This is a genomic window from Delftia sp. BGA-UO-ETr-SB1 (assembly GCF_059567865.1).
In genome coordinates this window covers 342,992-355,776 of the sequence record NZ_JCAQOW010000006.1, presented here as the reverse complement: position 1 = coordinate 355,776, position 12,785 = coordinate 342,992, and the positions used below count along the sequence as shown (strand labels likewise).

The following is a 12,785-nucleotide window of genomic DNA, read 5'->3' as shown; positions in this document are numbered from 1 at the left end:
TCTACAGATCGTCCGCCTCCATCTGCCCCACCAGCCTCTGCGCCGACCCGAACGCCAGCGTCAGCCCCAGCGCGCCGTGCCCTGTCTGCAGCCACAGGTTGCGCGGACCGCCGCGCTGGCGGCCGGTGAGGGGCAGGCCGGTGGGTGTGGCGGGGCGCATGCCGGTCCAGGGGTGGAGGTTGCCGTCCAGCGGCAGGTCGGCGAAGACCTCCTGCGTGGAGCGGCGCAGGCTGGCGATGCGGCGCGGGTCGGTGCGCGTGTCCCGGCCCACGATCTCCACCATGCCGGCCACGCGCAGGCGTTCGCCGATGCGTGCGAAGACGACCTTGCGGGCGGTGTCGGTGACGCTGACCCGGGGCGCGGCGTGCGGCAGCTGCGCGGCGGCATCGGCGGTGATGCTGTAGCCCTTGAGCGGGTAGACGGGAATGCGCAGGCCCAGCTGGCGCGCGTGGACCGCGCTTTCCCAGCCGCTGGCCAGCACGTAGTGGTCGGCGCGCAGCGGCAGCGGGCCTGCGGCGGTGCGCAGGCCGGTGATGGCGTCGCCTTCGCGCTCGAAGCCCTGCAGCTCCACGCCGTAGCGCAGTTCGGCGCCGCGTGCGGTGAGCCGGGCGGCCAGTTGCTCGCACAGCAGGCGGCAGTCGGCGGCGGCCTCGCTGGGCGTGTGCACGGCGCCTGCAATGCGTTGCGCGTAGCGGGCGAGCGCGGGTTCGATGCGCGCCACTTCGGCGGCGTTGACGATGCGCTGCGGCGCGCCGCCCAGGCCCGCTTGCAGTGCCACCTGCTGCGCGGCGGCATCCAGCGCCTGCTGGGTGGGGTAGAGCACCAGCTTGCCCGGCGTGTGCAGGTCGCAGGCCAGTGCTTCGTCGGCCTGGAGCGACTCGAAGGCCTGGCGGCTTTCGGCGGCCAGGGCCAGCAGGGCGCGCGTGCCTTCGGCCGAGGCATGGGCATTGCAGGCGCCCAGAAAGCGCAGTCCCCAGGCCCATTGCGCGGGGTCGGCGCGCAGGCGGAAGGCCAGCGGCGAATCCTTTTCCAGCAGCAGGCGGGGCAGCATCTTCCAGATGCCGGGATCGGCCAGCGGCTGCACGTAGGAATAGCTCAGCTGCGCGCCATTGCCGCCGCTGGCGCCCTGGGCGGGGCCCGGTGCGCGGTCCAGCACGGTGATGCGGTGGCCGGCCCGCTGCAGCGCCCAGGCCGTTGCCAGGCCGACGATGCCGGCGCCCACGATGCAGACATGCATTGATCGTTTCTCCATGCAGCCGCACTGTAGGCCGCGCGCGGCAGGCTGCGCCATGGCATTTGGCACACGGGCCATGCACGCAGGTTATGGCCGGGGGCTGCTGCTGCGGGCAGGCGGCCAGCCCATAACCGGCGGGCATGGACCGGCCCGATATTGTCATTCCGCAAAGGCCGCCGCCCTTCCTACACTGGCCGCACATCCACCAAAGACGAGGAGACAAGCATGCAACTTCACACCACCGCGCTGTGCGCGGCCCTGGCCCTGGGAGGCCTGGCTGCGGCCCATGCCGACACGCTGGCCAAGGTGCGCGACAGCGGCCGCATCACGCTGGCCTACCGCGAGTCGTCCGTGCCCTTCAGCTACCTGGACAACGGCAAGCCCATCGGCATGACGGTGGAGATGTCCCAGGCCGTGGCCGAGGCCGTGAAGAAGGCGGTGAACCGGCCCGATCTCAAGGTGCAGTGGCAGGCCGTGACCTCGCAGAACCGCATGCCGCTGCTGGCCAACGGCACCATCGACCTGGAATGCGGCTCGACCACCAACAACACGGTGCGCGGCAAGGAGGTGGCCTTTGCCATCAACCATTTCTACACGGGCACGCGGCTGCTGGTGAAGAAGAGTTCGGGCATCAAAAACTACGCCGACCTCAAGGACAAGACCGTGGCCATCACCACGGGAACCACCAACCTGCAGGTGCTGCGCAAGGCCAATGCCGACAAGGCCTGGGGCATGAACATCGTCATGGCCAAGGACCATGCGGACGGCTTCCTGCTGGTGGAGAACGACCGCGCCGCGGCCTTCGGCATGGACGACATCCTGCTCTTCGGCCTGATCCCCACGGCCAAGAACCCCGGGGACTTCGAGGTGGTGGCCGACTCGCTGCAGGTCGAGCCCTATGCCTGCATGCTGCGCAAGGACGATCCCCAGTTCAAGCAGCTGGTCGATGGCGTGATCGGCGACATGATGAAGTCGGGCGCGTTCGCCAGGCTGTATGACAAGTGGTTCATGCAGCCCATTGCCCCGAGGAACGTGGCCCTGGGCCTGCCGATGAGCGAGCAATTGCAGAAAAACCTGCAGGACCTCAGCGACAAACCCGCTTTTTGATTTCGGATCGCAGCATGCAGCAGCAGCTTCAGCCCCCGCGTGCGGTGGGCATTCTCGGGGGCATGGGTCCGGCCGCAGGCGCGGATTTCGTGCGCCTGTTCGTCCAGGCCTGCACGGCGCACCTGCAGCAGCAGGGCCTGCCCGTGCATGACCAGGCCTATCCCGAGCACTGGCTGGTGCAGCTGCCCATGCCCGACCGCAGCGCGGCGCTGCGCGCGGACCCGCAGTCACCCACGGGACCGGCCCAGCACCTGCTGCAGGGCGTGGGCCGCATGGCGGCGCTGGGCGTGCGCAGCGTGGCCCTGGCCTGCAACACGGCCCATGCCTGGCATGGGCAGCTGCAGGCGCTGTTTCCGCAGCTGCATGTGCTGCACATCGCGCGCCAGGCTGCCCTGCACCTGCAGGCCGGCGGCGCGCAGCAGGCCATCGTGCTGGCCACGCAGGGCACCTATGACAGCGGCCTGTACGACGCGGCACTGGCCGAGTGCGGCATCACCGCGCTGCAGCCCGATGCGCAGGGCCGCGCGCGGCTCATGCAGGGCATCTACGACGGCGTCAAGCAGGGCGACATGGACCTGGCCGCGCGCTGCTTCGGCGAGGTGCTGGCGCCGCTGCTGCAGCGCCATGGCGATGTGCCCGTGATCATGGGCTGCACCGAGATCCCGCTGGCCCTGCCGCAGTCGCCGCTGGCGCGCGGCGCCGAGCTGGTGGACCCGGCCTGGATCCTGGCCCAGGCCCTGGCCGGCGATGCCTATGGACAGGTCCGAACTCCAGCGCATTAGTTTTTCAAGGTGTTGCGCGCCATTCAATAACTGCCTAGGAACCTGGCGCGGCTCAACTCAGGGACACCGAGGAAGGGCCTACGCCGGCCGCGCCGCCCCGCACCGAGGGTGTCGCCGGGTGCCCGTATGCCCCCCTTCAGGGGGAAGGCGCGAAGCGACTCAGGGGGGGTCAATAAGTCTCGAGGTGCAGCCGGCCTTCGCGCTTGAGGCGTGTACCGATCTGTTCCCAGTCCAGCCCGGCTTGCTGCGCCACGTCGCGCAGTGCCAGCACCACGCCTTCCTCCATGCTCTTGAGCCCGCAGACGTAGAAGTGCGCGTTGTCGTCGCGCAGCAGGGCCGCCAGGTCGGCCGCACGTTCGCGCAGCAGATCCTGCACGTAGCGCCGGGGCTGGCCGGCCACGCGCGAGAAGGCCAGGTTGTTGTCGATGAAGTCGCGCGGCAGGCTTTGCAGCGGGCCGAAGTAGGGCAGCTCCTGCGGCGTGCGTGCGCCGAAGAACAGCATGAGCTTGCCGCCCTCGAACCTGCCGCTCTTGCGCAGCCGCCTGCGCCATTCGGTCATGGCGCGCATGGGGGCGCTGCCCGTGCCCGTGCAGATCATCACGATGTGCGAGCGGGGATGGTTGGGCATCAGGAACGACTGGCCGAACGGGCCTATGACCTGGACCCTGTCGCCGATGCGTGCGTCGCACAGGTAGTTGCTGGCCACGCCGCGCACGGGGCGGCCCTGGTGGTCCTGGGTGACGCGTTTCACGGTCAGCGCCAGGTTGTTGTAGCCGGGCCGCTCGCCATTGCGCGCACTGGCCACCGAGTACTGGCGCGCCACATGCGGGCGGCCCTGGGCGTCGGTGCCGGGTGCGATGACGGCGATGGACTGGCCTTCGAGCACGGGGAACGGCTGGCTGCCGAAGTCCAGCACGATGTGGTGGGTCTCGCTGTCGAAGCCCGCCTCCGTGCAGTTGAGGTTGCCGACCACGGTGGCCGTGACGGGGCTCCTGGGGCCATGCAGGTTGGTGTACGGATGGGCGGCCGACCAGGGCGGCACGGTGGCGCCGTAGCTGGCGCTGCGCAACACCTGGGTATCGGCCTGGTCATCGGGCCGGGACGCATCTGCACCGCGCGTGGCGGCCGCCGCGATCACGGCCTGGGCCTGGCTCAGGTCCTCGGCGGCGGGCGCGTCCGCTGCGTCCTGTGCCTGGGTCCGTGCCTGAACCAGTGCCTGGACCAGCGCCTCAGGCGGCAGCTCCTCGGGCAGCTCGTCCCAGAGCAGCTGCTCGGCCACGGGATAGGCTCTCGCCAGCGGCACCTTGCGCCAGTTGTCGATGGCGCCCGTGGGGCAGGGCGAGACGCAGTCCATGCAGCCGTTGCACTGCTCGGCCAGGACCACGTAGTTGCGGTCATCGTGCGTGATGGCACCCACGGGGCAGGTGGCCTCGCAGGTGTTGCAGCGTATGCAGATCTCCGGGTCGATCAGGTGCTGGGTGAGGATGCCGTGTTCTACCAAGGCGACTGTCATGGGCGACTCCCTGCTGGCGCGGCGCTTCAGTTGAAGCGCACGTATTCGAAATCCACGGGCTGGCGGTTGATGCCCATGACCGGCGGCGCGATCCAGCCCGCGAACTGGCCCGGCTCCACGCAGCGGCCCATGAGCGAGGCGACGAAGGCGCGGTCGGCGTCCGTGGGCAGCCATTCGGCCTCGCGCATGCGCCATTCCTGCTCGCTGACCACGCGGCCGTCGGGGCTCATGCGCACGCCGGCCAGCGCGCCGATCTGGCGGTTGAAGGCCTTGTGCGGCACGGTGAGGCGGAAATCGATGCCGGCCTTTTCCATGACCTTGTTCCAGCGGCCCACGCCCGCGTTGGAGTCCTTGATGTAGTCGTCGCGCAGCACCTCGTTGAGCGCGTTGAGCATGGGTACTTCCTTTTCCTGCAGCCTGCCGTCCACGACCTCCAGCACCTTGTAGTGCTGGTCGTGCAGGCGGTGGTCGTCCGCGCGCTTGCCTTCCTCGTAGCGGCCCTTGAGGCCGCTGCTGTAGAAGGTGGCGGCATTGCTGGACTGGTCGGCGCCGAACAGGTCGATGGTCACGCTGTAGTGGAAGTTCAGGTAGCGCTGCAGCGTGGGCAGGTCGATCACGCCGGCCGCGCGCAGGCGGCCCACGTCGTCGGTGCGCAGCTCGTTCATGACCTGGCAGGTGCGCTGCAGCACGCGCGAGACACCGGACTCGCCCACGAACATGTGGTGGGCCTCCTCGGTCAGCATGAATTTGGTGGTGCGCGCCAGCGGGTCGAAGGCGCTCTCGGCCAGCGCGGCCAGCTGGAACTTGCCGTCGCGGTCGGTGAAGTAGGTGAACATGAAGAAGGACAGCCAGTCGGGCGTCTTCTCGTTGAAGGCGCCCAGGATGCGCGGGTTGTTCTCGTCGCCGGACTGGCGCTCCAGCAGGGCCTCGGCCTCCTCGCGGCCGTCGCGGCCGAAATGCTTGTGCAGCAGGTAGACCATGGCCCACAGGTGGCGGCCTTCCTCCACGTTGACCTGGAACAGGTTGCGCAGGTCGTACATGGACGGCGCGGTCAGGCCCAGGTGGCGCTGCTGCTCCACCGAGGCGGGCTCGGTATCGCCCTGGGTGACGATGATGCGGCGCAGGTTGGCGCGGTGCTCGCCGGGCACGTCCTGCCAGGCCTTCTCGCCCGCGTGGTCGCCGAAGTGCACCTTGCGGTCGGCCTCGGCCGGGTTCAGGAAGATGCCCCAGCGGTAGTCGCGCATCTTCACGTGGCCGAACTGGGCCCAGCCCTGCGGGTCCACGCTGATGGCGGTGCGCAGGTAGACGTCGTAGTCGGTGGAGCCTTCGGGGCCCACGTCGCCCCACCAGTTCAGGAAGTTGGGCTGCCAGCTCTCCAGCGCGCGCTGCAGGGTGCGGTCTTCGCCGAGGTTGACGTTGTTGGGGATCTTCTCGCTGTAGTTGATGGCGCTCATGGTGGGGTCTCCGTGGATGTTTCGGGGCGTGCCTGCGGTCAGACGCGGTTGAAGTCGAAGCCGGCCTTCTGGCCCGTGCCGTAGAGCTTGAGAGCGCCCTTGTCGCCCACGGCATTGGGGCGGTTGAAGATCCAGTTCTGCCAGGCCGACAGGCGCCCGAAGATGCGCGTGACCATGTTCTCGCGGCTGGCAAAGCGCAGGTTGGCCTCCAGGCCCGTGAGCGCATCGGGCGACATGGCGGCGCGCTCTTCCATGGCGATGCGGATCTCGTCGTCCCAGTCGATGTCGTCGGGCGCGGCCGTGACCAGCCCCAGGGCCAGGGCCTGGTCGCCGTCCAGCGCGCGGCCCGTGGCGGCGCGCGCGGCCTCCAGCGGCGCGGCTTCCTCGTAGAAGCGGCGCTGCAGGCGCGACTGGTCGTTGACCAGGGGCAGCAGGCCGAAATTGAATTCGTCCAGCTGGATGCGCGGGGCGCGCTCGGTGTCATCGGGCAGCACCAGCATGTAGGCGCGGTCGGCCGCGAAGGCCAGCTCGGCCAGCATGCCCACGAAGCAGGAGCCGGGCTCGATCAGCGCGAACAGCGTGCGCGAGGACACATCCAGCCGCGCAAAGCTGCGGCGCAGCAGGCCCAGCGTCTCGCGCGCCAGCCAGTGGTCCTGGTGGGCCAGCAGGGCTGCGTCTGCGGCCAGCACGGCGGCGGCATCGCCTTCGGTCTTGAGCAGCCAGGTGCCCACGTCCAGCTCGTTGGTGCGCAGGTGCAGGATGGCGTCGTCCAGCTCGCGGCCCATGGCCAGCGGCCACCAGGCGTCGCCGGCCTGCTCGATGGCTTCGAGGGTGGCGGGCTGCGGGCCTTGCCCAAGCGTGGGCGCCTTCACGGTCAGCGTGGCGCTGCGGCGCGCGCGGTCGATCTGCACGCTGACATGGCGGTAGTGCAGCGCGTCGTCCGTGGCCTCGCGCTCCAGGCGCGTGAGCGTGATGCCCTGTGCACTGGCGGGGCGCGTGCTGCCCTCGGCCAGGCGCTGCGCGCGCTCGGCCACCACGGCCTCGAACTGCGCGGGCTTGGCCACGGCATCGACCAGGCACCAGTCCACGGCGCGCTGGCCGCGCACGCCTTCGACGCTGGTGCAGAAGATGTCGGCCAGGTCATGGCGCACATGGCGCTTGTCGGTCACGCGCGTGAGGCCACCCGTGCCGGGCAGCACGCCCAGCAGCGGCACCTCGGGCAGGGAGACGGAGGAGGAGCGGTCGTCGATCAGCACGATGTCGTCGCAGGCCAGGGCCAGCTCGTAGCCGCCGCCTGCGCAGGCGCCATTGACGGCGGCCAGGAACTTCAGGCCCGAGTGGCGCGAACTGTCCTCGATGCCGTTGCGCGTCTCGTTCGTGAACTTGCAGAAGTTCACCTTCCAGGCATGGCTGGACACGCCCAGCATGAAGATGTTGGCGCCCGAGCAGAAGATGCGGTCGCGCCCGCTGGTGACGATGACGGTGCGCACCTGCGGATGCTCGAAACGGATGCGGTTGAGCGCGTCGTGCAGCTCGATGTCCACGCCCAGGTCGTAGCTGTTGAGCTTGAGCTTGTAGCCGGGCCGTATGCCGCCGTCCTCGGCGATGTTCAGCTGCATGCGGGCGATGGCGCCCTCGACGGTGAACGACCAGTGGCGGTACTGGGCGGGCTCGGTGCGGTAATCGACAGTGGGGCTGGACGGGTGCATGGACGGCCTCTTGGATGAAAAATAGTGCAGTCGCAGATACGGTGCAGGCATAATTATGCAGATTCATTCAGAAAATGCACGCAGCAACAAGCACGATAGTGCGTGTTTTGGCCATATCCAGGGTAAACACCAGCCAGCACAGGCGAAAAAAATCCAGGCCTGGGGCCTGGATGCCGTGGGTTGCTGCCGCCGTCTCAGCGTGCGGGCAGGAACAGTGCCTTCAACTGATCGAAGCTCTGCTCCAGCGTCTGGCCGCTGGTATCCACCACGTGGTCGGCCTTGGCGTAAAAGCCGGCGCGGCCTTCGAGGATGCTGCGCAGATCGTCCATGGCCTCGGGATTGGCGGCCATGGGGCGGGTGTCGCCCTGGGCCACGACGCGGGCCATGTGCTCCTCGGGCTGGGCCTTGAGCCAGACCGTGGTGCAGTGCGACAGCAGCTCGTTGAAGGTGGCCGGGTCGGAGACGATGCCGCCCGGCGTGGCGATGACCACGTCGCTGTAGATCTGCACGGCTTCCTCCAGCGCGCGGCGCTCGTAGCGGCGGTAGGCGTTGGCACCGTACAGGTCGTGGATGGCGCGCACGCTGCAGCCCGCAATGCGCTCGATTTCCTGGTTGAGTTCGAGAAAGGGCACGCCCAGCTGCTCGGCCAGCATGCGGCCCAGCGTGGACTTGCCCGCGCCGCGCAGTCCGATCAGGGCGATGCGCGTATGGCGCTGGCGGTCGCTGGGCGCCGTGCCCAGCAGCTCGCCTGCGGCCAGGCGCACGCGGCGCAGATCCTCTTCATCGCGGCCTTCCAGCAGTTCGCGGATCAGCAGCCATTCGGCGCTGGTGGTGGTCACGTCGCCCAGCAGCTCGGCCATGGAGCATTGCAGCGCCTGTGCAATATGGTGCAGGACCAGCACCGACACATTGCCCGTGCCGTATTCGAGGTTGGCCAGGTGGCGCTCCGAGACATCGGCCGCCGCCGCCAGGGCGCGCCGCGTCATGCCCCGGCGCGAGCGCAGGCTGCGCACACGCTCGCCCAGCGCCTGCAGCACCTGGTTCCTGGGGGCTTCTGAGAGGGAATCCGCCGCCCCGGCGGACTGGGCTGCCGTCTCGAACTGGTCCATAGAGTTTCCTTGAAGAGGGCGTGAATGATAAACAGTCGGGGTTAACACCAGCCATGCAATATAGTGCTTGACGCTCGGTGGTGTTCTAACTATCTTTCTGATGCACGCACAATATTGCATGTTGTGCGGAAGATCACAAGTCGGGCCAGATGCCCGATGTCGAAGGAGACCCCGATGATCGACTTCACCCAGCCCTTCAATTTCGCCGCGCACCTGTTCGCGCTCAATGAGGGGCGGCCCGGCAAGATCGCCTACATCGACGACCACGGCACGCTGAGCTACGGCCAGCTGCAGCAGCAGGCGCAGCGCATGGCCAGCGGCCTGCTGGCGGCGGGCATCCACCGCGAGGAGCGCGTGCTGCTGCTCATGCACGACCGCCATGAATGGGCCGTGGCCTTTCTGGGCGCGTTGTATGCGGGCGTGGTGCCGGTGGCGGTGAACACCTTGCTCACGGCCGACGACTACGCCTACATGCTGGGCCACAGCCGCGCCCAGGCCGTGCTGACCTGCGATGCGCTGCTGCCCCTGCTGCGCCAGGCGCTGGACCGGGCGCCCAACGAGGTGCGCCATGTCTGGGTGGCCGGCGACGAAGCGGCGGCGCGCGCCGCAGGCTTTGCGCCCCTGCAGCCCTGGCTGGCGGCGCAGCCGCCGCTGCCCGCACCGGCGCCCACGCTGGGCGATGACCCGGGCTTCTGGCTGTATTCCTCGGGCTCCACGGGCAAGCCCAAGGGCGCGGTCCACACGCATGCCAATCCGTACTGGACGGCCGAACTCTATGGCGGCCCGGTGCTGGGCCTGGGCGAGGGCGACATCTGCTTTTCCGCCGCCAAGCTCTACTTCGCCTACGGCCTGGGCAATGCCCTGAGCTTTCCGCTGAGCGTGGGCGCCACCGTGCTGCTGATGGCCGAGCGGCCCACACCCGAGGCCACCTTCGCGCGCTGGGTGCAGCACCGGCCCACGGTGTTCTTCGGCGCGCCCACGGGCTTTGCGGGCATGCTGGCCTCGCCGCTGCTGCCCGCGCGCGAGCAGGTCAGCCTGCGCATGTGTTCCTCGGCCGGCGAGGCGCTGCCGGCCGAGATCGCCCAGCGCTTCAAGGCGCATTTCGGCGCCGACATCGTGGACGGCATCGGCTCCACCGAGATGCTGCACATCTTCCTGTCCAACCGGCCCGACGACATCCGCTACGGCACCACGGGCAAGCCCGTGGACGGCTATTGCGTGGAGCTGCGCGGCGAGGACGGCCGCCCCGTGGCCGATGGCGAGGTGGGCGACCTGTTCATCCAGGGCCCCAGCGCCGCCCTCATGTACTGGGGCAACCGCGACAAGACGCGCGAGACCTTCCAGGGCGGCTGGCTCAAGAGCGGCGACAAGTACGTGCGCGACGCCGATGGCTACTACACCTATGCCGGGCGCAGCGACGACATGCTCAAGGTCAGCGGCATCTATGTCTCGCCCTTCGAGGTCGAGGCCACGCTGATGCAGCACCCGGCCGTGCTGGAGGCCGCCGTGATCGGCAAGACCGACGCCGACGGCCTGCTCAAGACCAAGTCCTTCGTCGTGCTCAAGGACGGCTGCAGCGCCACCGAGGCTGAACTCAAGGCCTTCGTGAAGCAGCGCCTGGCCGCCTACAAGTACCCGCGCTTCATCGAATTCGTGGACGAACTTCCCAAGACCGCCACCGGAAAGATCCAGCGTTTCCGCCTGCGTGAACGCGAAGCCAGCGTCGGCTGAACAGCCCCTTCCGATTCCCCTGACAAAAGCAAGACCCATCCACCACAAGGAGACACGCATGAACACCGATCGCAAACACTGGGCCGTCCTCGCCCTGACGGCCTCCCTGTCCTGCGGCGCATATGCGCAGGACAGGATCAAGGTCGGCTTCATGCTGCCCTACAGCGGCACCTATGCGGCGCTGGGCTCGGCCATAGAGAACGGCTTTCGCATGTTCGTGAACGAGCAGGGCGGCAGGCTGGGCGGGCGCGAGATCGAGTTCTTCAAGGTCGATGACGAGTCCGATCCGGCCAAGGCCACGGACAACGTCAACCGCCTGATCAAGCGCGACAAGGTCGATGTGCTGGTGGGCACCGTGCATTCGGGCGTGGCCATGGCCATGGCGCGCGCGGCCAAGGAAAGCGGCACCGTGCTCATCGTGCCCAATGCGGGCGCCGATGCGGTCACGGGCGCCATATGCGCGCCCAACATCTTCCGCTCGTCCTTCTCCAACTGGCAGTCCTCCTATCCCATGGGCGTGGTGGCCGCCAGGCAGGAGGGCAGGAAAACCGCCATGACCATCACCTGGAAATACGCGGCCGGCGAGGAGATGACCAATGCCTTCAAGGAAGGCTTCGAGAAGGAGGGCGGCAAGGTCAGCAAGCAGCTCACCGTGCCCTTTCCCAACGTGGAGTTCCAGGCCCTGCTGACCGAGATCGCGGCTGCCAGGCCCGATGCGGTGTTTGCCTTCTTCGCGGGCGCGGGCGCCGTCAAGTTCGTCAAGGACTACCACGCGGCCGGCCTGCACAAGACCATTCCGCTGTACGGCTCGGGCTTTCTGACCGACGGCACGCTGGAGGCCCAGGGCGAGGCCGCCCAGGGGGTGCTGACCACGCTGCACTACGCCGACGAGCTGGGCACGGAGCGCGACCGGCGCTTTCGCTCCGCCTATGCCCAGGCCTACAAGCTGATGCCCGATGTGTATGCCGTGCAGGGCTACGACGCCGCCCAGATGCTGGGCGTGGGCCTGAAGGCGGCGGGCGGCGACATCGCGAAGAAGGCCGAGTTCCGCCAGGCCATCGAGAAGGCCACCATCCCCAGCCCGCGCGGCGACTTCACCATCAGCAAGTCGCACAACCCCGTGCAGGACATGTACCTGCGCAAGGTCGTGGGCAAGGAGAACCAGCGCATGGGCGTGGCCATCAAGGCCCTGGGCGATACGGGCCGCGGCTGCCGCATGTGAGGCGCGGGGCGCACTCATACGGACGAATACGCACGCATACGGACATCGCCATGGACCTTGCCACCTTTCTCGTGCAGTGCCTGAACGCCGTCCAGTACGGGCTGCTGCTGTTCCTGCTGGCCTCGGGCCTGACGCTGATCTTCGGGATCATGGGCGTGATCAACCTGGCCCATGGCAGCTTCTACATGATCGGCGCCTACATGGCCTTTGCGCTGTCCCCGATGCTGGGCCAGCACTTCATCACCATGCTGCTGGCCGGCGTGGCGCTGACCGTGGTGCTGGGCTATGCGCTGGAGTGGGCCTTCTTCAGCTACCTCTACGAGCGCGAGCACCTGCAGCAGGTGCTGATGACCTTCGGGCTGATCCTGGTGTTCGAGGAGCTGCGCTCGCTGCTGGCGGGCAACGACGTGCATGGCGTGCCGCTGCCCGGCTGGCTGTCGGGCAGCTTCTCGCTGGGCGGGCTCATGAGCTATCCGTGGTACCGGCTGTTCGCCTCGGGCGTGTGCCTGCTGGTGGCGCTGGCGCTGTACTGGGTGGTCAACCGCACGCGCCTGGGAATGATGGTGCGCGCGGGCGCCAGCAACCGCGACATGGTGCGCGGCCTGGGCATCGATGTGAAGCGCCTGTACCGCATCGTCTTCGCCATCGGCGTGGCGCTGGCGGCACTGGCGGGCATGATCGCCGCGCCCATGAGTTCGGTCTATCCGGGCATGGGCGGCAACGTGCTCATCATCTGCTTCGTGGTGGTGGTGATCGGCGGCATCGGCTCGATCACGGGCGCGCTGCTGGCCTCGCTGCTGGTGGGCTTTGTCGATACCTTCGGCAAGCTGTTCTTCCAGGAGCTCAGCGGCATGAGCGTCTACCTGCTGATGGCGGTGGTGCTGGTGTGGCGGCCCCAGGGTCTGATGGGGCAAAGGAGCTGAA

The 12,785-nt window shown here is 68.3% G+C and carries 10 protein-coding genes; 5 read left to right on the top strand and 5 right to left on the bottom strand.

All coding sequences use genetic code 11. The features are described 5' to 3' along the window. Position 1 precedes the first annotated feature (1 nt). Positions 2 to 1,237, bottom strand: coding sequence for a D-amino acid dehydrogenase (locus AC57B5_RS20440; RefSeq protein WP_496400868.1), 1,236 nt, complete (start codon positions 1,235 to 1,237; stop codon positions 2 to 4). Between the two features lie 222 nt (positions 1,238 to 1,459). On the opposite strand from AC57B5_RS20440, the gene AC57B5_RS20435 reads away from it, so the two are divergent. Both AC57B5_RS20435 and AC57B5_RS20430 read left to right on the top strand, forming a co-directional pair. Next, positions 1,460 to 2,341, top strand: a complete 882-nt coding sequence (locus tag AC57B5_RS20435; protein ID WP_012202010.1) for an amino acid ABC transporter substrate-binding protein — start codon at positions 1,460 to 1,462, stop codon at positions 2,339 to 2,341. A gap of 14 nt (positions 2,342 to 2,355) precedes the next feature. Then, on the top strand, positions 2,356 to 3,123 hold the full coding sequence (locus AC57B5_RS20430; RefSeq protein WP_123694850.1) for an aspartate/glutamate racemase family protein: 768 nt from the start codon (positions 2,356 to 2,358) through the stop codon (positions 3,121 to 3,123). Positions 3,124 to 3,292: 169 nt separating this feature from the next. Here AC57B5_RS20430 and boxA read toward each other — a convergent pair whose 3' ends face one another. From boxA to AC57B5_RS20410, 4 genes are all read right to left on the bottom strand, one after another. Next, positions 3,293 to 4,636, bottom strand: a complete 1,344-nt coding sequence (gene boxA / locus AC57B5_RS20425) for a benzoyl-CoA 2,3-epoxidase subunit BoxA (RefSeq protein WP_496400231.1) — start codon at positions 4,634 to 4,636, stop codon at positions 3,293 to 3,295. A gap of 26 nt (positions 4,637 to 4,662) precedes the next feature. Then, a complete protein-coding gene (boxB, locus tag AC57B5_RS20420) occupies positions 4,663 to 6,090 on the bottom strand; it encodes a benzoyl-CoA 2,3-epoxidase subunit BoxB (protein ID WP_047217550.1) in 1,428 nt (475 codons plus the stop codon). 38 nt (positions 6,091 to 6,128) lie between these two features. Beyond that, positions 6,129 to 7,799 carry a 2,3-epoxybenzoyl-CoA dihydrolase gene (gene boxC, locus AC57B5_RS20415; RefSeq protein WP_496400230.1) on the bottom strand — a complete coding sequence of 557 codons (1,671 nt, stop codon included), beginning with the start codon at positions 7,797 to 7,799 and terminating at the stop codon, positions 6,129 to 6,131. Between the two features lie 194 nt (positions 7,800 to 7,993). Then, complete coding sequence (locus AC57B5_RS20410) at positions 7,994 to 8,908, bottom strand: helix-turn-helix transcriptional regulator (protein WP_013799986.1); 915 nt, start codon at positions 8,906 to 8,908, stop codon at positions 7,994 to 7,996. Positions 8,909 to 9,082: 174 nt separating this feature from the next. Between AC57B5_RS20410 and AC57B5_RS20405 the strand changes: the two genes are divergently transcribed. Genes AC57B5_RS20405 through AC57B5_RS20395 form a run of 3 tightly spaced genes read left to right on the top strand, consistent with a single transcriptional unit; the run spans position 9,083 to position 12,784 of the window. Further along, the gene (locus tag AC57B5_RS20405; RefSeq protein WP_496400229.1) at positions 9,083 to 10,639 is read left to right on the top strand and encodes a benzoate-CoA ligase family protein; all 1,557 of its coding nucleotides are present in this window, start codon (positions 9,083 to 9,085) and stop codon (positions 10,637 to 10,639) included. A 58-nt stretch (positions 10,640 to 10,697) separates the two neighbouring features. Beyond that, a complete protein-coding gene (locus AC57B5_RS20400; protein WP_496400228.1) occupies positions 10,698 to 11,861 on the top strand; it encodes an ABC transporter substrate-binding protein in 1,164 nt (387 codons plus the stop codon). A gap of 50 nt (positions 11,862 to 11,911) precedes the next feature. After that, on the top strand, positions 11,912 to 12,784 hold the full coding sequence (locus AC57B5_RS20395; RefSeq protein WP_496400227.1) for a branched-chain amino acid ABC transporter permease: 873 nt from the start codon (positions 11,912 to 11,914) through the stop codon (positions 12,782 to 12,784). The last annotated feature ends 1 nt before the right edge of the window (position 12,785 follow it).